This window comes from Roseimarinus sediminis (genome assembly GCF_050433125.1).
Taxonomy (GTDB): Bacteria; Bacteroidota; Bacteroidia; order Bacteroidales; family Prolixibacteraceae; genus Roseimarinus; species Roseimarinus sediminis.
Map to the genome: position 1 here is coordinate 357,348 of NZ_JBNPXV010000002.1, position 20,497 is coordinate 377,844.

Annotated in this window: 8 protein-coding genes; 1 reads left to right on the top strand and 7 read right to left on the bottom strand. The window is 45.2% G+C overall.

All coding sequences use genetic code 11. The features are described 5' to 3' along the window. Window positions 1-9: 9 nt before the first annotated feature. The 7 genes from FHS86_RS04360 to FHS86_RS04390 form a co-directional block, all read right to left on the bottom strand. Window positions 10-1,863, bottom strand: a complete 1,854-nt coding sequence (locus FHS86_RS04360; RefSeq protein WP_429411527.1) for a RagB/SusD family nutrient uptake outer membrane protein — start codon at window positions 1,861-1,863, stop codon at window positions 10-12. Window positions 1,864-1,928: 65 nt separating this feature from the next. After that, window positions 1,929-5,075, bottom strand: coding sequence for a SusC/RagA family TonB-linked outer membrane protein (locus FHS86_RS04365; protein ID WP_429411529.1), 3,147 nt, complete (start codon window positions 5,073-5,075; stop codon window positions 1,929-1,931). A 15-nt stretch (window positions 5,076-5,090) separates the two neighbouring features. Further along, a complete protein-coding gene (locus tag FHS86_RS04370) occupies window positions 5,091-6,665 on the bottom strand; it encodes a fasciclin domain-containing protein (protein ID WP_429411531.1) in 1,575 nt (524 codons plus the stop codon). Between the two features lie 47 nt (window positions 6,666-6,712). Beyond that, entirely contained in the window at window positions 6,713-8,542 is a 1,830-nt protein-coding gene (locus FHS86_RS04375; protein WP_429411534.1) for a fasciclin domain-containing protein, read from the bottom strand. Window positions 8,543-8,586: 44 nt separating this feature from the next. Continuing rightward, entirely contained in the window at window positions 8,587-10,143 is a 1,557-nt protein-coding gene (locus tag FHS86_RS04380; RefSeq protein WP_429411537.1) for a RagB/SusD family nutrient uptake outer membrane protein, read from the bottom strand. A gap of 18 nt (window positions 10,144-10,161) precedes the next feature. Beyond that, a complete protein-coding gene (locus FHS86_RS04385; RefSeq protein WP_429411539.1) occupies window positions 10,162-13,416 on the bottom strand; it encodes a SusC/RagA family TonB-linked outer membrane protein in 3,255 nt (1,084 codons plus the stop codon). Between the two features lie 14 nt (window positions 13,417-13,430). Continuing rightward, entirely contained in the window at window positions 13,431-15,764 is a 2,334-nt protein-coding gene (locus FHS86_RS04390) for a fasciclin domain-containing protein (protein WP_429411541.1), read from the bottom strand. 230 nt (window positions 15,765-15,994) lie between these two features. Between FHS86_RS04390 and FHS86_RS04395 the strand changes: the two genes are divergently transcribed. Then, window positions 15,995-20,392, top strand: a complete 4,398-nt coding sequence (locus FHS86_RS04395) for a hybrid sensor histidine kinase/response regulator transcription factor (protein WP_429411543.1) — start codon at window positions 15,995-15,997, stop codon at window positions 20,390-20,392. Window positions 20,393-20,497 lie beyond the last annotated feature (105 nt).

Genomic DNA, 20,497 nt, shown 5'->3' on the forward strand with positions numbered 1-20,497 from the left:
TCATATGATTTATTCTAAAGGTAAAAACCAGTTATTTCTGTCGGCTAATTTAATACGTACAGCTTCGCCATCCATTCCTGCCTTGTTCAGTTTTTCAGCTACCTTATCGGCAAGAATTGAATTATCGCCATTGCGGATGGCCAGACGTACGAGGTCGTTCCAGCGCTGACCTTCGAAGGCCAGTTCGAGAGCGCTTTCTTCAAGGATGTGTTGTTCGATTTCGCTGAGCGAATCACTGACAATCTCATGGCTGGTGAGACTTACCCTGTTGCGGACACCATTGTTACGAAACCAGGGTTGACGCAATCCCGGAGGAATGTCGCCCGAGCTGGTCGAACGGGCATCAAAATCGTAGGGGAAGGGCAGTTCTGTTTGGTGACGATGGGTAAAGTCGTTGCTGGCAGCATTGGGATCCGAACCGGGGAAATTAGCACGTATGCCATTGTTCAACAGGGCATAGGCTACACGGTGTTGTCCATCGCGGTTGGCTGCTTCGCTATAACGAAGATGCAGACCGGCAGCCCGCCACAGAAACCAGCGACCCGATTTGTCGAGCAGGTCGAAACCCGGATTGTATTTACTGTAGTCGTAGATGTATTTCATAATTACCGGGTCACCGTTGTCGATGTCGTATGAGCCGGGCAAACCGAAGGCAGAAACATAGTTAAGTACCGTGTATTCGTTGCCGTCGTTGTCGTACCAGGTATAGCCGTCGGGCTTGAAGAAGTAGCCCCTGAAATCACCTTTAAACGAGTTACGCTGTACCTGGTTGTTCCAGTTATCGATGGCCTCCTGTGAGGGTTTTAGCAGGTATTCTCCACCTTCCTTGGCAAAGAGCTCAATGAAGGGACTGGGTTCGTTTAACTGATCGAAATAAAGTACCCACAGCCATTCGTTGTAATAATTACTGCTCTCAATATCGTAAAACATATACGGCCAGTTGTTACGGATACTGAAACGGTCGTTTTCGTAATAGCGCGAATAACCACTGTTATAACGTGCTGTTGAAGCCGACAGGGTAGCCGAGGCATCGAAAGGCAGTTTGTAACGGTCGTACGGGTTGTTAATGTCTTCAACGGTGCTTCTTTCCATAATGTTTTTGAAAGTAGATGCTGCCATATGGTAATCACCATTCCACAAATAAAGTTCACCCAAAAGGTATTCTTTATCGATGTACATGTACTGGCTGTTGAAAGTCGAAATGGTGGTGATGAGCGATTCGTCGGTGATCTTCGACTTGTAGGGCAGGCTCACCATGGTGTTCAACAGCGTATCAACCATGACCTCGAGGGGCAGGTAGGGGACATTTTCCAAAGCCGCCGGGTTAAGGTCTTCTACCTCGTCGATGGGTTTTGTAAAATAAGGAACTCCGCCTTTTTCCCTGTCGGAAAAATGAAGCGCCACCTGCATGTAAGCCCAGGTGCGCACTGCAATGACTTCGGAGTAACGGATGTTGTATTCTTCCCTGTTGATTTTATTTTTTTCAGCCATCAGGGTGAAATTCACTGCGGCATCGTTGCAGGCATTAATCAGCCTGAAGAAATTGGAAGGGTCGGCCCATTGGTTATCGGGTGAAACCGTTTCGTGCCAGGAAATTTCCATTAAGGACTGATCGGCATTATTGGTAACATCCATCAGGTCGGCACGTAGTTCATTTAATACCACATATTGAGGGGCACAATCCATCAGTTTCCCATAAATACCCCTTAGGGTGGTATTGGCATCATCGATGTTGCGATAGACCTCTCCGGGTGTCAATGCATCTTCCGCTTCGGGATTTAACATATTGGTGCATGAAGTGGCAAATACCAATAGCAAAACCCAGGTTGTTAATGCTGCAAGTGATTTATTGAGTCGTTTCATTTTTATTTTGTTTTCTATTTTCATACAATGCTTGCCCAAATCTTGTTTGTTCAATTTCAATGCTTTTATAAACCTATCTTGACGCCCAGGAGTACCATTTTGTTTTGTGGTACCATTCCCAGATCAATGCCCTGCATCAATGCAGCTCCATCGATACTGAATTCGGGGTCAAGCCCTTTGTAGTTGGTAAAGGTCAGTAAGTTAACACCTGTTGCATATACTTCGGCATACTTAAGCAGGTTTGAATTCAGATTAATCATGTAACTCAGGGTCAGATTCTTTAAGCGTGCATACGATCCGTCTTCAATCCATCGGTCGGAGAAACGTGCATTGCCCATTGGGTCGCCAAAAGCAGCACGCGGAATGTCGGTTTGTTGTCCCTGGTATCTCCAGCGGTTCAAAACCACCTGGGTTTGATTGTTGGTTGTACTCATGTTTTCGAGTGAATAGCGCAGGTAGTTAAATACTTCGGCGCCATAGCTGAACGAAAGCGCAGCATCGAGCGTAATATTTTTATATTTCAGCTTGGTGAAAACTTCACCCATGAAATCGGGGGTTGGATTACCAAGCACCTGCATGTCGTTTTCATCGATGATTCCATCAGCTACAAGGTCTTCAAAAATCACATCGCCGGCTCCAAACGGAACAAGGTCTTCATTGTCCATGCGGTTGACAAGGCCTGCTTCGTCAGCAAGTGCATCGGTAGCATAAACTCCTTTGGTTTTGTAACCGTAAAACTGTGATATGGGCTGGCCAACTTCGGTGAGGATGTTGGCAGTATAAAAGTTAGCTGTGCGCTTGTCGTTGTATAGCTCGTCGATGGTGGTGGTGAACTTTGAGTAAACAAGCCCCAGGTCCCATTTGAAAGCCTTGGTATTCACTAATCTTGAATTGACCGAGAAATCGAAGCCACTTGTTGTGAGCCCGCCATAGTTTCCATAATAACCATCGAAACCCGAATAATCGTTCACAGGAATATAATCGAACAGCTTACTTGTTTTATTGCTGAATACATCGGCGGTAATTGTCAGGCGTTCCCTGAAAAGGGCCATGTCGACACCAAGGTTTAGCTTGGCTGTTTTTTCAGGCCCCAGAGCAGGATTGTACAGTGCCCCCAGTACCGAGCCCTGGTAACCCAGGAAGGTCTCCGAGCTGTAATATTTACGGGCAGTATAGTTGCCTATGTTGTCGTTGCCGGTAAGGCCGTAGCTGGCACGTATTTTCAACACATCAACAGCATCCGTGTCGGCCATGAAGCTTTCGCTCGATACCAGCCATGCGGCGGCAAGCGAGGGGTAAAGCATGAAGGGAGTCTCGAACAGGTACAGTCCTCCTGCCTGGTCGCCAAAGCGCGACGAACCATCAAGTCCTACATTCAGTGTAAGCAGGTACTTGTTTTTGAAAGCATAGTCGGCGCTCAAATACCAGGTAAGGCTCGACCATTGACCAATGAATCCGCCCTTTTGACGAAGCAGGAAGTTACCATTTCCAAGAGAACGCATCTGGTCGTTGGCCGAATTGTAATCGGCAGCCCAGTCTTCTTCAAGGTCGTTGATTTTTAGTCGTGCACCGGCCAGAACATCCAACTGATGGTCGGTTCCAAAATCGTTGCTGTATTTAACTCTTAAGTCGTTGTTGATCACAAAATTTCGTAATACCCTTGTTTTCATTTGATTGGTTACTTCGCCGTAATCGACCGAATCGGGTACCACTCCCTGACGGGGAATGAAGATGCGCTGACGGTCTTTGTCGAATGTTAAACCGATCAGGTTGCTGGCAACAATTTTATCGCTTATTTGCCAGTTAAAATTGAATGAACCAAATAAACGGTAGGTGATGTCTTCCTGGGTCATATTATTCACCAGTGCAACGGGGTTACTCACATTCAGAAAGTCATAATCACTCAGTACCGGGCTGGCCGTTCCTTCTTCATCCTGTTCGAATTCAAGCAGGAAGGGTGCTTTGATACGCGAGATGTAAACCGGGTCGTAGTAATTTTCGATACCCGAACCGGTAATGTCTTTGGTCATGTAGTTGAACCCGATGTTTGAATTCAGGGTTACTGTATTTGAGAATTTAATGTCGGAGTTAAAACGGAAATTAAAACGTGAATTTCCCGACTCTTTTACCGTACCATTTTGTTGCAGAAAGCTTACCGAAAGGGCATACAGCGCAACGTCATCACCCCCTTTGATTTTCAGATTATAGTTGGTCGAGTAATTGTCCTGAAATACTTTGTCCTGCCAGTTCGAATTATTGTGGTAGCTGTAATAATTGGGTGAAGTAGTATTGGTGTTCAGAAACTCCATTTTAGAAACAGCGTTGAGACCGTATTGCTGAACCATGATTTCATTCAGGTAAGTACGATAATCTTCGCTTCCCAGTAAGGGGATGTTATCGGGGGCTATTTCCATATTTCCGTTAACCGACAATTCGATGCTTGTCGCTTGTTTTTGGGTATGGCTGGTTCGAATAAAGATGACCCCGTTGGCTGCTTTAGCTCCGTAAATAGAAGCTGCATCGCGCACAACCGTTACATTTTCGATATCATTTACGTTAATTCCTCCCAACGGATTGGCATAGTATCCATCGATCAATGAATTACCATGGTTTTCTGTATCGTAAATCATTCCATCGACCACGATCAGTGGCTGGTTGTTGAGGTACAACGAAGAATAGCCTCTGAGGAACAGGTTCGAACCGATGCCTTTGATGCCGTTGCGTGAACGTACATCCAGTCCGGGAATTCTGCCGTCGAAGGCTGCTTCGCCCGATCCTGCATTCATTTTTGTGGCACTGGTCTGGTGTTGCGGATTGATGGATGCTACCGATTGGGCAGTGTATATTTTCTGCTTACTGTCGAAGGCTGAATAGGATAATTCCTGCAATGAATACATTGAAACCAGTTGCAGATATACATTCACTTCAGAACGGCCTTTTACAGGTACATTTTGTGTGTGAAACCCTTCGGCCTTGATGGTAATTACGTCGTTTTCGGAACGGACCTCAATGCTGAAGCGCCCTTCGGCATCGGTAAAACCCGATGAAACCCGGCCGATGCTTACTGCAGCGGCTTCAATTGGGTTTTTTGTCGATGCATTATAAACAACACCTGTTACGGTATTCACCGATTCCTGATTGTTTTGTGCATTCGCGTAAGCGCCTGTTATGGCTATTATCAGTGCTACCAGTATTGTTTTTATATACTTCATTTTCTGCATGGTTTTTTATTCTTCAATAATTGGAACTAAACGGAAATAGTCGGCTGTTACTGCCATTTGCGATGCCAGCGGAATTAAACGAAGAAAAACATTGTCGCTTCGGTTGAATTCATAAAATCCTAAATCAATTTCATCGCTTCGGGCTTCATCGACAGCACTGTAGGCCTGCTGCTCAACAAAAATTGTATCACTGGTAACATCGGCAGTTCCAAATTCAGTGTTTGCAAAGTTCAGCGGATTGGTTACTTCCGAAATGGCGGTTATTTCATTGGTGTTCTGATCGCGCGATATCGTAACCGTTCCTACTTTTTGAATCAGCACAATGGAGGTGTCCTGGCGGCGGTACGATTTGCCAAAATCATTGATGGCCCTTATTTTCACCCTGTATTTAATGGATGAAACCATGGGGCCCGCAAAAACAACGCCCGACAACCTCTGACTGTTGTGCGAATTATCACAGATGAAATCCATGCCCTCTGATGCATCGTCGCGCAGGCGGAAGTAGGGGGCAGGCGAGCCTGAACTCATGCGGGTGCTGTAAACATGGGTTTCGGCTTCCATTAGTATGGGCTGAATTTTGTCGCTCACTTTTACCGGGCATTCGCTCATCAAATGTACAAATCCGTTACTGGCTTTAAAGCTGCCGGTAATGGCATTTTTTACAAAAGGAACCTTCACATGGTAAAATGAAAGCAGGGTGTCGGCTGCATCGTCGCTGTTGTACCTGCCTGCGATGGCCATGTCGCGTGCTAACATCAGTCTGATATTTAGGGAATCACGGGATGAAGGTGCCGGATTGTTGCGTTTGTCTTCGATTCGGTAAAACTTCTGAAACTTGTTGAATTCACTTTCGAAAACTTCGTCAGTGGGAATTAAAAAAGTAGCCAGTGTATCTTCCGACGACAGATCAACGAAGTATTTCAGAAAAACGTTTTCGACAACCCAAACCGAATCGTACACCGGTTTTCCATTTTCATTAATACCTGTTTGCAGCGAAGAGTCTTCGTAAAAAACTTCGGTGGTCAAAGAATTCAGAAAATTCACAAAATCGTTTTTAGGTGCTTCGAGTTCCAGGTATTCCCAGATAGAATAGCGGGGCGAAAGCGCTGACCCGATTACCTGAACGGTTCCGTTTTTTACTTCGACTTCACGATCGACGAGGATGGCCTTGTCGTCGATGGTGGCATTGCCTAAATTGTAATCGAGCATCTTCTTGCTGCGCATGGTAATTCTTGCGGGAGCATGTTCATCTTTGGCCGAGAAACTACCAAAGGCGATGTGGTTTTGAACAAAAAGCTTCTTCTTTTCGTCGCTGCTTAGCAGGTTTTCGTCAACAGCCTGCATGGCCTGGTTGGTGGGAGCCCAAACAGTATAGATGACCGATGACGACAGTACTTCGTTCATCCCGGTTGTTTCAAGAAGTTCTGTAAAGCTTGAAAAATCGCTGTTGGAAGCAAGGTACGCTCCGATGCTTTCCTGCAGCACATCATCGTTAATTTTTACATGTTCATCCCATGGATTATCGCATCCGAAGACAAGAAGCACAGAGATCAACACGATTATTATTTTATACTTGTTCATATATTTTAAGTTTATCGACCTAGGTTTCAATTTAACATTTCAATTTTTTATTCGGGAAGAATTCCTGCTTCCAGATCTTCCTTATAAACCAATGAACCGTCTCTCCAATTAATTCTTGGCCAGTTTTGTTCTTCATCGGAGGGGATAAAATGGATCTGATCGAGCCAGACCTGGGCGTTAACACCACCCGAGATGGCAACAAATTCGAGGGTTTGGGCACCGGTTTCTTCCACAATGACCGTTCCGGCCAGCTGTGATCCGTACCTTCCGGTATTGGTAGCCCAGTTGTTGCTGATACCACGGGTAATTACTTCCTGTTTGGCTTCTTCTGTTTCATCGGCAGGTGTAAAGGCTCCCGGATCGTAATTGTATATTTTTGCATCGATAAGGTTCAGCTCACCATCCGATAAACCAGAACCTGCACTATAGCTTTTTCGGTTATCAACGATCTTGGTGGTTTGTTCCCCGTTAAAGTAAACATAGAAACGACTGTTCTTGGTGGCTACGTCGGCAATCTGGGTACGCATGCACACCCAAATTTTGTAAGAGCCTTTTACCAGCGTCGGGGTGGTGAATTTAATCGACTGAACCACTGCCGGCCGCAGATATACTTCCAGGAAGTCGTTGTAAATATGTCCGTAGGCACCATTGACCGCACCATAGCTGTATCCGATGGTAGCATCCTGTGGTTGCCAGCTGATGTTGGCAATCTGACCGTTTACGAGTCCCCAGGCACTGGTCTTACGGAATACACCGGGCATCTTTCTGATTTCGGGCTGATCGCTTACCTCCCAGTAAACAGCAAATGGATAACGCACTTTCACAAAGAAGTTTCCCTTCATAAAGTGAATCACGCCATTGTCGACGGTTTGATCCGATTCCTGACGGTCGATCAGAAAACCAGGTTCGTGTATGCCGGCAAAGATATCATCGTTGATTAATACCGTATTTCCTTTCGATTTTACTGTCAGTACTTCACCAGGGGCCAGCGTGCTGACGGCTTGTGCCGAAACCAGGTCGGTGACAAAATGATACTGACCGGGCAAAATGTGGTAGGCCATGTAAAGCGCCAGGGCTGAATCGGGTGAAATATCTTCATTGGCATATTTATTACCAATGTCTTCTACCGAGGTGATTCCGTCGGCCTCGAGTACTTCGTCGGGCACAGCAAAAAAGGTGTACCACACCGTGTCGTGATCGGGGGAGTGGGGCACGTTGAGCTGATCGTAAAGCCCTGTTTGTTTGAGCGCTTCCGAAAAGATGGAATAGCCCTCAAGCTCTTCGATGTATTGCGGTATGGTTCGTTTATCGGGCTCGATTACTGATTTCAGTGAATGGAGAATCCCGTTCAGCAAACTGATGTCTTTTTGCTCGATAACGGCTGTTTTATTGATGTATTCAATGAGTTCTCCTTCCTGATAATCGGAACTGTAAGTTAAATACTGACCGTACATGGTTGGGGTGTTCATGCGTCCGTCGATGAATAGTTCCGAGTTGATGGTGTCGCCTTTAATTACATAGAAACGTACCAGGTCGGTCAGTTCTTCCTTGTTGAGGTTCGAAACCACATTGAGCAGATCTTCGTTCGACGATGATTCGCTGGCCAGATCTTTTTCTGTAAAATACGTTCTGAAAGCATTGTTAGTGGGTGCAAAACAGGTGTATTCGCCATACGATTTTAAGAAAGCCATATTGTTGGTTTCCTCAAGAATTTTCGCAAATACACTGAAGGTGTCTGAATGCACCTCGAAGTATTCACCTATGAGCAAGTCTTCGGTAACCCTTGTACTTTCGTAGGGGTACTCGCAGCGGTTCAATGCGGCAAGCACCGTGAAAATAATAACAGCCCAAAGTAAATTATATCTAATAGTTTTCATATTGCAAGTGTTTTTTTGTATTCTCATTCTTATTCCGTGCGATTTTATTGTTCATAGTACGGATTTTGTTTAAGTACACCACCGCTGTTGAGTACATCCAACTCGGGTAACGGCAGGTAATGAAAATCGGGATTATTTATTTTACTTTGAATCGATATCAGTTTATCCGAAGGTGCTGAGGTTTCGTACATGGTAATCAATGCATCGAGCCGGCTGTAATTGTCTCTTTTTGCAAAGCGAAGGATATCGAACCAGCGCTTTCCTTCAAAGGCAAATTCCCGGGCCCTTTCGTTAAGAATGTAGTAAAGCAGTCCGTTGCGCGATCCGGGGTCGCCTTCGTCGGTCAGATAGGAGGCATTGGCCCGCTCTCTTACTTGCTCGATGTATCCAAGAATTTCGGCTGCCTTCGCTTCGTCGTAGCTGGTCATTTGTGCTGCCATGTTTTCGGCCTTCATCAGCAGGATGTCGGCATAGCGGTACACAATCCAGTTGTAGTCGGTTTCGAGTGCTGAATTGGTGCGCGTTGCATAACGGGTTTTTCCATACGACTTCCAGATCATGTAGTTCAGACTCGAAACATAGGAACCGCGGTCGGAACGGAGGTCGGCACTGTCGGCATGAATCAGCAATTCATCGGTAGGCCAGAATATTTCCATTACATCGGGGTTGGCGCGGTAGTTACGGTAGGTGATACACATCGAAAAAAGTGGATTGGGAATATCGATGTCGAATTGTAATTCGAAGATACTTTCGCTGCTGTTTTCGGCTTCGTAGAGGTTGTAGTACCAGTCCATGTCGCCCTCAACCAGCCAGTATTTGCCCGAGTTGATGATCTTATCACAATATTCCTCACTTTTGGCATATTGCTCAGTCCAGAGGTAAAAGTCGGCTAAAATTGAATAAACCGTATAAGCAGTAACGCGTCCCTTGTCTTCCTGTTTTCCATTGTTGTAGGAGAAAGGAATGTATTTTTCGGCTTCAAGCAGGTCGGCTTCAATTTGTGCCCACACTTCCTCGGCCGGTGATTTTGGGATGGTAAAGTCCTGCAGGTCCGAAGTAGAAGCTTTTGTTACAATGGGTACATCGCGGTACATGCGGGTCAGGTAAAAATACATCAGTGCCCTGATGGTTAATACTTCGGCACGGTACTGATCGAGTTCCTCCTGCGAAAAAGAGGCATCAAGGTCGAGTATGCCGGGGCCTTTATCGAGCACGGTATTGCAATAGTTAATGGTGGTATAAAACGAGCCCCAGTTGGCCAGCGAGTTATTGGGCTTGATATCGCCCTGAAAAATCAGGGTGTAATCGTTGGGTGTATTCTGGTAACCGCTTAAGAAGTCGGCTCTCATTTCTCCCCAAAGGAACATCAATTGTGGCACACTGTAATTTCCGCTTCCGCCACCGAGCATCGATGCATAAGTGCCCATGACACCGGCAAAGAGGTCAGATTCCGATTGCCAGTATTCTTCGGTGATCACACCATCGGCAGGCTCGAGATAGAGCCAGTCGTTACACGATGAAAATGTGAAAAGAAGTACAATGGCCAGGCTTGCATATTTGAATTTGCTCATCATATTGTTGTTGTCTTTTTTTGCTTTCATATTGCTGCTCCTCCTTAATTAAAATGTTACAGAAAGAACAAAGGTTACTTCTTTCGAACGTGGTGTACGCGAGTCGTCGTATCCAACTGTGTAGATTACGTTGTCGCTGCTTTGGATGCTGATTTCAGGATCCTGCCCGCTGTAATTGGTAAAGGTAAACAGGTTGTTGGCAGTTACCGAGGTGCGAATATTGCTGACTCCTAGTGTATTGCAAATGCTTTTTGGGAAACGATAGGTTAAGGTGATGTATTTCAGTCGTAAAAACGATCCGTCTTCCACAAAGCGGTCGGAGCCTGCATAGTTATAACCCCTGTTGTATAAGGCACGGGGCAGGATTTCTTCTCCATCTTCTCCATCGCCTGGTTTGCGCCAGCGTTTAAGGGTCGAAGCCAGCTGGTTGTCGAAATTGTGCATGGCTTCACCATACATTTTTGTACGGTTAATGATGGAGTTGCCGTAGCGGTAATAGAAGAAACCGTTCAACGACCATTCTTTGTAGGTAATCATTGAACCAAATCCACCTGTAAACAAGGGGTTGGCATTCCCCAGGTACTGAATGTCGTTGGCGTCGATGTTCCCGTCGTTGTTGATATCCTGGTACTTTGCATCACCTACTTCAAATTCGTAGCGTTGTGTTCCATTGTAGTCGTAGTACATTTTTATCGGATTCCCGTTGGGATCGAGCGTGATTTCGCCATTGCCATCGCGGGCCAGCAGGTCTTCTTCATTGAGATAAACCCCTTCGTATTTATAGCCATAAAACGAACCGGCCGGGTTACCAATTGAAGCAATGTTCTGGTAAATACCGTTTCCAATGGTTTCGTTACGGATGGTTGAATAATCGTCGGTCAGTCTGCGCAAAACGTTAAAGTTACGGGCCACGTTAAAGTCAAAAGTAACTGACAGGTCTTTTTGCTGAATTGGAATGGTTTTTACTGTCCAGTCCCAGCCAATGTTGTCCATGGCACCCATGTTGACAACGCTGTTGCGCGAGTAACCTGAGGTGGATTGCACCGGCTGGTTGTAACCAAACATGTCTTCCGTTTTATTAAAGTAGTAATCGATTTCGGTATAAATACGGCCATCAAAAAGGTCGATGGTGATACCATAGTTGTAGTTGGTAATCGATTCCCATTTTAGGCTTTTAAGGGCCATCGATCCGGGATAAATGGCACTGTAGCCCAGGTAGCCGTAGTTAAACGACTCAACATTACTGTAATACATCCCTTCGGAGCGTGGTGGGTTTCCTGTTTCCCCATAACTGAACCTGAGTCGGACATCGTTCATCCAGTGCGAAAACTGTTGCATGAAATCTTCGCCCGAAAGGCGCCATGCCAGCGACATACTGGGGAAAAAGAAGTAACGGTTCTCATTGTCGAATTTCGAGTTGCCTTCAAGTCGGGTACCTATTGTAACGATATACTTATCTTTATATTGATAATTGGCCATCATGGCAGTACCCAGACTGCGTCCCCTGCTCAACGAGGTTTCGGGTCCCAGTCCGCCTTCATTTACTTTCGAAGGGTTAGCAGGATCCTGTAATGAGTTGGAAGCTGAATTGGCAGACCAGATTCTATAGGCACTGCCTACCGACTCTTTGGTCATCCAGTTCCATACCACCGACAAGTCGTGTTTCTCATTGAAGGTATTGCCGTAGCTAAGCATGTTGTTGGTGTAAATTACATAGGAGTCGGAATCGTAATCCTGGGCTTTGTTAACCGATTGGTTGGTCCAGTCCTGCCCTGATGCTGTCTGGGGCAGAAAGGTCTTGTTTTTTGATGAGTTCACGTCGAACGATAGATCGACAGTGTAACGCAAGCCTTTTAGAATATCGTAATACAATGAGTATTTTGTTGTAATTCGGTCGCCAACCGAACGGTTAATGGCATCATTGACCATCGCCACCGGGTTGTAGGTTCTTGAAAAAGTACCCTGGGCATTCGATTGGGGTGAAAAGAAATCGCCGGTCAGGTTGCCATAGGAGTCGTATTCATAAATCGACATATTGGGCATTTTTCTGTAGGCAACACCCCGCACGTCGGAGTAATTTGCATTACGTGTATTGTGAGCGACCGAGAAGTCAGCCCTCATTTTCAGTTTGTCCGAAATGGTATAGTCGAGGTTCAAACGGGCCGTGATGCGGTTGAAGTCAGAGCCGATGGTTGTTCCCACCTGATCGTAGTAGTTGGTTGAAAAACGATAGGCTGCCTTATTTCCACCACCGGTAATCGAAAAGTCGACGGTATTGTTGTAACCATCCTGTGTTATCGCTTCCACCCAGTCGGTGTTTTTGCTGTAATTGTGGTAATAATAAGGATCTTCGGGTGAATACAAAAATTCCTTATAGATCGATGTCGGAAGCGGATAGCCTCTTGAATTCAGCCAGGCTTCCTGTATCAGGGTAGAATACTGGTCTCCGCTAAGCATTGGGATGTGCTCGGGGTTAAAGGCGTACGATCCGCGATAGTTCAGGGTGATCGACGGCTTACGGGCTTTTCCCCCACGTTTGGTGGTAATCATCAATACCCCGTTTGCAGCCTGTGTTCCCCACATGGCTGTTGAAGCGGCGTCCTTTAGTACGGTAATTTCCTTGATGTCGTCAACCGGAATGTTCAGCATTTGTGAATAACCTTCTTCGTTGGCGGTACTGAAGTTAAAATCAGACGCGATATCGGTTTCATAGGGTACATTATCAACAATGATCAGCGGCTGCGAATTAGCCGAAAGGGTACTTACCCCCCTGATCCGGATCGACATCCCCGAACCGGGGTCGCCCGAGTTGGAGGTAATGTCAACACCCGATAAACGTCCCTGAAGCGCTTCGTCGATCGACGAGGCCTGTACGTCTTCGAATTCCTTGGCCGAAATTTTCTGAACCGGAGCCGCCAGGTCGCGGTCATCGAGGCTCATAAAACCGGTGCTCGTTTTTGCCTCGGCAGTAACTACCACATCGCCCAGTGCAATGGCATCCTCCTGCAAAACAACATTAATTGTATTTGAGGAGGGAACAAGTACCTGTTCCTTGAATCCTACAAACGAGAATTGCAGTTTGTTGGTTTTGTCTTTCATCCTGATGGCAAACTCCCCATCGATGTTGGTGGTAACCCCGGTTTCAATACGGTTATTTTTATCCATTTCAACTACGGTTACACCCGGTAGTCCTTCGGTTCCATCGGTTACTTTTCCTCTGACCAGCATGGGCTCCTGGCCGCTTGCCGTCAGCAGAATAAGCAACAGTTGAAATAATATAAGAAGACCTTTTATTTTGTTCATTACAAATGGTTTTATCAGTAAGTCAAATAGTTATCGATCACATGTACAATGGCTCTGTTTCCAAGAATATTGTAGGCCATTGTTGATGATGTTACAACATTGGCGGTACGCCCCTGATTGTCGGTAACGGTCAGGGTTCCCGGATTGGCCGCATTGTCACCATCAATTTTCAGGGTGGCAAAGGTACCATCGTCGAGTTTTCTGTAGGTCGATAAATGGGTACTTAGTACATCGCCTACCTTGATGTTGCTTTTAATAATATGGTATTTGATGAAATTTTCAAGTGCCAGATTGTCCTGGGCCAGCACTTCTGGTCCAAGAGTACCATTGGCAAAGTTGGCGATCGATTTCAATACACCATCTTCAACCGCTTTCTCAATGGCTGCATCGTTGGGCAGGAACACGGTGATGAAACTGGTATTCGAGATGTCTTTGATTTGTTTGTTGGCTTCGTTATAAACGGTACCGGTAAGGTAGGTTTCAATTCCTTCATCGTTCACGTAGGTGGCACTGGCCATCTTTCTTAAATAGGCCATTACCGAGGTTGCCTTGTAATTTTCATTGATCGATGATACTGAAAGTACATCGCCAATGTTGCCATTCGAAAACATGATGGCATTGCTCAGGGCATACGATTGTCCGTTGATCGCGCCGCTTTCGATGGGCGACATAATTCTTGGTCTGAGGGCTACTGTATTACCGCTTCCATAAACGCGGCCATTGTTGTAGCCGATGTATTCGTCGTTGTAGGCTCTTACCAGTCCGTTTCCTTTGGTGATGTCAAACGAGTCGTCGTTCACCAGTATAATGTGTAAATACAACAATCTTGCTAAGGCGGTAGATGGGCTGGTACCCAGGTCGGGGCGGTTGACATCGTCGGTAAATACCCATGAATTGCTGTTTGAATTGTACTCTAGTCCTGCTTGTTTAAACTGGTCGTTCGAGATGGGAAACAATACGTAGCGGGCATTGGTACTTTTCAGGTTTTCAGCCATGGGTTCCACATCGAGCAAAGCCTGGTACATTAAGGAATAATCGGGATTCAAAAGCACATCGGCCAGTACGGTGGAGAAGGCGTTGGTTGCCTGTACCTTGTCTACAGCATAAAAAACGCCATTGCTTCCCATTTCCTTTTTTCTAACATCAGAATAAGCATCAAAGCGTGCTTCTTCTCCGTAAAGGTTGGTGGTAGTGGCAAAGCGGGTAGGCCACACGGTATTGATAAACATGTGGGCATTTACAAATTCGTTGATGATGTAGTCGGGCATTTCTTCAAGAGAATTGTAACCGTATTTAAAGAATTTATCGTTGTAGAAATCCTGCATGGCCTTATTGGTAGGAGCAAACAGGGTGTAGCCGTCGGTTTGGGCATTCATGCGCTGGGTATTGGCCAGATAGCCGCCAATGTAATTTTCGCAGTTTAAATTAAATGCCGCACCGCGATAGGCTTTCATGTATACATCCTGCCTTTGGCCCGACGATTGCTCGTATTTGAGCTGGAAATCTTCAAAAGCATACACGTAATCAACCATGAACTTGTCGAGCATACGTTTGAATTCGGAACACTGATCGCTTGCTGCCAGAATTTCTTCCAGGTTGTTAAGTGGCGCAATCACTTCATCTACCACATGGATAATTCCATTTTCTGCCCAAAGGTCTCTTTCAACTACTGTTGCATTCACAACGTTGAAATCGCTAAGCGCTTTATCGGGGTAGAAGTAATTGTAGTCGGCAGCCGAAATTCCCCGCTGGGCCATAAATGCCGAAGTGAAAAACGGGATGTTCTTCTGATTGAAATCGTCGGAGTTAAATATTTGTGTGGCAGAACCGGCTACTCCGGGCGATGAGTTGAAATCGATGACATAACGCTCAACGCCGTTTACATCGCTTTCTTTGTAAACCCACTTGTAGTTATAGGTGGTGCGTTTAAATGCTTTGTCCAGCGTTGTTTCAGGGCTTGCCGTGGTGGTGCCATCCTGAAAGTCGTCGATGGTTTCGTACGACGCAGGAGTTACCGCCATTGAATACGTTACGATGTCTTTTGCAAAAGTAGAGTCAATGTCATCGATCGATGAGAAGTTGTACTTGGCAAAAAACGATTGAAAAGCTTCATCGGTAGGTGCAAAAACGGTGTAATAACCGGCACCATTAAGTGTTTGTGTATAATTGGCCTTGTCAACCAGCTTGAGATAGTTGGTGAAATTACCCTTTTCCTGTAGTTGCTGGTAAATTGGAGGCTCCAACCATTCCGGCCTTTCGTAGTATTCTTCTTTGGCTTTGTTGCAGCTGAATAGGAACAAAATAGCCAATACATACGGGACTGTTCGCAAGATTCTGAACTGTTGCATTTAAAATTAAGTTTAGTTTTATTTTAAATTCTTTGTTACAAAAGTGTTAATAGTTGTTATTATTGATGGGTAAAATCGTACATCATATACGTGGTATTTGTGTTTTTATTGGTAAAAGAAAGCCTGGCGTTTTAGTTTTTACTGTATTCGCCGTCCGATATTGCCAATAATTGAAAAATACTTATATTTCGCTGACATCGTTTTACTGTAAAAGCAGAAATTACATTACTATGAGATTGATTTTACTACTGCTCGGGCTGGTAATTACTGGTAGTTTATTGGGCCGTGAATATGTATTTGAACATATTTCCTCTAACGACGGACTGTCGAACAACCTGGTTCGCGATATCATACAGGATGAAAAGGGTTATTTGTGGTTTGCCACTTCGGGGGGCTTAAACCGTTACGACGGGCATTCGTTTGAAACCTATAAGACCATTATTGGTGATACAGCCAGTTTGAGTGATTCACGCCTCAGTGTTATTTTTGAAGATCTCAACGGATTCATCTGGGCCCGCAGCACCCTGGGCAATGTACACCGCATCGACCCGGAGCATAATTCAGTAATCAATTTTAATGAACAGGGATATTTGCCACCCGGAGCCCGCTCAACAGCGCATTTTGTTGCATCGAATGGCGATGTATGGATCCTGCATTCCGAAGGTTTGCTAAGGGTGTATTATTTATCGGATGAAAGTACCAGCTTTTTAACTCAGTCGTTTGACCAGGCTCCCTGGATGGAAAACAAATACATCAACGAGGTGTTTGAAGATTCGGAACAGAATATCTGGCTGGCATCGAATGAAGGTTTGATCAGGCTGTTTGTTCCGCGGCACAAGATCTATGCTGACACCCCGGAAGTTTTTTCGGCCGGTACGGTATTTCTAAACATTCATGAATACGATCAGAAACTGTTTGCCGGAGCAGAAAACGGTGAACTGTACCGCTATGATTTTTTAAGTCGTCAGTTCAATGTGGTTGAGGATATTGGCAGGCAGCTTCGCGGACAGGTGTCCAGCATTAACAATAACGGAAACGGGGTGATGCTGATTGGTACCAATCAGGGAGAACTGGTGCATTATGAGCCGGGAAATAATCAACTGAAGGTGTTTTCTTCCTTCCCGGTCAGGCTGCCCAAATCTGTTTTTATTTCAGACATTGTAAGTGATAGCTTTGGTACCTTCTGGCTGATTACCGAAAACAGAGGAATCTATCAGTACCTCCCCGATGAAAGCCGCTTTGTTTATTTTGGTTTGAATTATTCGAACCGCGAATTTTTGGGCGAACCCGACAAGCAAATCATCCTCGAAGACAGCAATAGAAATTTATGGGTTGGGATCAACGGTGGTGGTTTGTTTTTGTACGACCGCGAGAATGAGTCCTTTCAGCATTTTAAGCATGAACCGGTTAATACGGGCAGCCTGTCGTCCGACATCGTGCTGTCGTTGTACGAAGACCGGTCGAAAAACCTGTGGATTGGTACTTCCTATGGCGGTGTGAATAAAATTTCACTGAAAAACGACCGCCTGAGCCGCATTGCGCCGGTGTTGGAACCACGAACCGGTTTCGACAATTATATCCGATCGGTTACTACCGATGTGCTTGGCAACGTATGGTTCGGTAGCAAGGCCGGGAAAATATACATCTACCGTAACCGGGAGCAGGTGGGCGTTATTCCCGACGACCTGAATAATTCAGATGCTTTCCCACCAACCAATGTGTATTGTATGTTTTTTGACAATGAACACAATTTGTGGATTGGAACCAAAGGCAATGGCATCTATATTATTAAGTCGATGCTTTCGTTTGTGAACCGGCTTCACCACCGCGATGTCGAAGTGGTTCACCTGGTACACGATCCCGATGATCCTAACTCATTGAGCTCGGACAATGTTTATTGCATCGAGCAGGATGTGCATGGGCAGTATTGGATTGGTACTTTTCTGGGGGGGCTCGACTTGTTAAACAATCCGTTTACATCGCCCGAATTCAGAAGTTTTAAAGCACTGGCAGGAAACGAAAACGGAATTGTATCGACCGAAGTGCGCGACTTGTATTTTGATGCACAACAAAACCTCTGGATTGCTACTTCCGAAGGAATTTCTATTTTGGAAAGCAAATACCTGAATACGACTGAGAAGAAGTTTATCAACATTCAGCCTTCATTAAAAGATGAATACAGCATGTCGGGGAAGGTGATTTACCAGATCAAACAGTCGAAAAACAACGACATTTTTCTGGCCATGCTCGATGGTGGTATCAACCAGCTGAAAGCCGAAGATTTCAGAAAGCGTAATTTTAAGTGGATCCATCATAAGAGTCAGATACTTAGTCCTAATGTGTACAGTATAGAAGAAGATTACAACGGCTTCATCTGGATGGGGACCGACAATGGTTTGTTTCGCCTGAACCCCTCAGATGGTGAAATAGAAAAATACCACATTAGGAACTCCTATTTACCACTTACCTTTTCTGAAACCTGTTCGGGCAAAACCACCCGACAGGAGCTGGTGTTTGGAAGCAATGACGGATTTTTGATTTTTCATCCCGACTCAATACAAAAAGACTCAACCGAGTTCCCGCTCATGTTTTCAAAACTCGAAATCAACGGGGAATTTATTACCAACCATAATTCTAAGATTTTGTCGTCTTCGATCGAAACCCAGAAACACATTAAATTGCGTCACGATCAAAACAACATTACCCTTTATTTTTCAGTCCTCGATTATGAGCAGCCCGAAGCCATTCAGTATTCTTATTATCTCGAGGGATACGATAGTTACTGGAGTAATCCGTCGACTACCAACAATGCCATGTACCGGAAAATTGAACCGGGATCCTATGTGCTCAAGGTGAAAGCCACCAACAGCAGTGGTACATGGATGGGCAACATTGCCGAAATGGAATTGTTAATTACACCTCCTTTCTGGAAGTCGACAACGGGTTACATATTAATTATACTCATTGCATCGCTGCTGATTACCGTTTCAACCATTCTGGTGTACCGGCAAATCATAATTCAGAACCGGATCAGGATCGACCAGGCGATTACTGAAAAGCGGATGGAGTACTACACCAATATTTCACATGAATTCAAAACACCGCTTGCACTCATACTGAATCCGGCCGAAGAAATAATTTTGAGTCATAAAAGTTCTGATTTTGCACGAAAAAAAGGGTTACAGATCAAGCGCAATGCAACCTATCTGAAGCGCCTGATTGATCAGATTCTCGATTTCAGGAAGATCAGGGAAGGGAAAATGCAGTTGAAGGTAGCTCCGTTGAATCTTGTTGAATTCTTCAGAGAAATCTATCTGGTATTTTTGCCCCTGGCACAAAAAATGGAAATCATCTTTGAATACAGTTATCAGCCCGAAAGCATCGAAGGTTATGCCGATGTGCGTCAGCTCGAGAAAATTACCTACAACCTGCTGTCGAATGCCTTTCGGTTTACGCCGGTTGGAAAACATGTGAAGCTGATCATTAGTGGCGGTGAAAGCTCCGGAACACTGAATATTAAGGTTGAAGACGAAGGCATGGGAATCGACAAGGAAGAACTGCCTCACATTTTCGATCGCTTCTACAACAGTAAAAACAGTTCGGGCATCGGTCTTTTCTTTACAAAAGAGCTGGTGCATCTGCACAGGGGGAATATCGAAGCATTCAATAATCACAGGGGAGGAGCCACCTTTAGTGTCGATATTCCGGTAAACACGAAGGCCTATCAGCCCGAAGAAATTGCAGCCGACGAACGATCGCAGCTTGCTTTCGACCTGAAATCGATCGATGACATTGAGATCATTGTATCGCACCGTTCAGCCGGACAACAGGTACACAAACATGTGGCTGCTTACATGGAAAGTATTCTGGTGGTGGAAGACAATGAAGAAATGCGCAATTACCTGAGTGGTGAGTTATCGGCAAAATACAAGCTGATTGAGGCCGAAGACGGAGAAAAAGGACTCGAGCTGGCCCGCAGGTATCAACCCGATTTGGTGGTCTCCGATGTGATGATGCCCCTTATGGATGGCTATGAATTAACACGCAGATTGAAAGACGATTTCAATACAAGTCATATACCGGTTATTTTGCTTACCGCCGAATCTTCGGATGAGAAAAAAATTGAAGCCGCCGAATGTGGTGCCGACGATTTTGTGGTGAAGCCTTTCAACCTCAATTACCTGATTACAAAAATTGAAAAAACCATCCTGCTGCGGAAAAGACTAAAAAACCGTTTTGGAAATGAAAACACGGTTGATCCCAAGGCTCCGGAGCAGGCAGTGAAAATTGAAGCCGACTTCATGGAGGAAGTGACCTCGTATGTGAAAGACAATATGTCGAATGCGGATATGAATGTTGAGTTTTTGGTTGAAAAAATGGGCATCAGTCGCACCTTGTTTTTTAAGAAAATGAAGGCAGCCAGTGGTTATGCGCCCAATGAATACCTGCGGATGATCAGGATGAAAGAAGCAGCCCGCCTGATTAATACCACCGATAAATCGATCAACGAAATTAGCCTGGCAGTAGGGTTCAACGACTCGAACTATTTTGGCAAGACTTTTAAGCGGCATTTTGGCGAGAGTCCTTCGGTGTACAAGTCGAACAAATCGAAACGAAATCCATTGTAGGGAAGAATTTTTCAAATAAAACAGCTGTTGTTTGTTCAGTAAAAAGAAAGCCCTGTTCGTTGTGAACAGGGCTTTCGGCTTATTAAATAATGTATTTTTCTGTAT

What these genes read in the sequence shown, in the direction of transcription:
- FHS86_RS04380 (WP_429411537.1), bottom strand. Translation starts at nt 10,143, where the DNA reads ATGAAAGCAAAAAAAGACAACAACAATATGATGAGCAAATTCAAATAT.
- FHS86_RS04365 (WP_429411529.1), bottom strand. Translation starts at nt 5,075, where the DNA reads ATGAAGTATATAAAAACAATACTGGTAGCACTGATAATAGCCATAACA.
- FHS86_RS04370 (WP_429411531.1), bottom strand. Translation starts at nt 6,665, where the DNA reads ATGAACAAGTATAAAATAATAATCGTGTTGATCTCTGTGCTTCTTGTC.
- FHS86_RS04390 (WP_429411541.1), bottom strand. Translation starts at nt 15,764, where the DNA reads ATGCAACAGTTCAGAATCTTGCGAACAGTCCCGTATGTATTGGCTATT.
- FHS86_RS04375 (WP_429411534.1), bottom strand. Translation starts at nt 8,542, where the DNA reads ATGAAAACTATTAGATATAATTTACTTTGGGCTGTTATTATTTTCACG.
- FHS86_RS04360 (WP_429411527.1), bottom strand. Translation starts at nt 1,863, where the DNA reads ATGAAACGACTCAATAAATCACTTGCAGCATTAACAACCTGGGTTTTG.
- FHS86_RS04385 (WP_429411539.1), bottom strand. Translation starts at nt 13,416, where the DNA reads ATGAACAAAATAAAAGGTCTTCTTATATTATTTCAACTGTTGCTTATT.
- FHS86_RS04395 (WP_429411543.1), top strand. Translation starts at nt 15,995, where the DNA reads ATGAGATTGATTTTACTACTGCTCGGGCTGGTAATTACTGGTAGTTTA.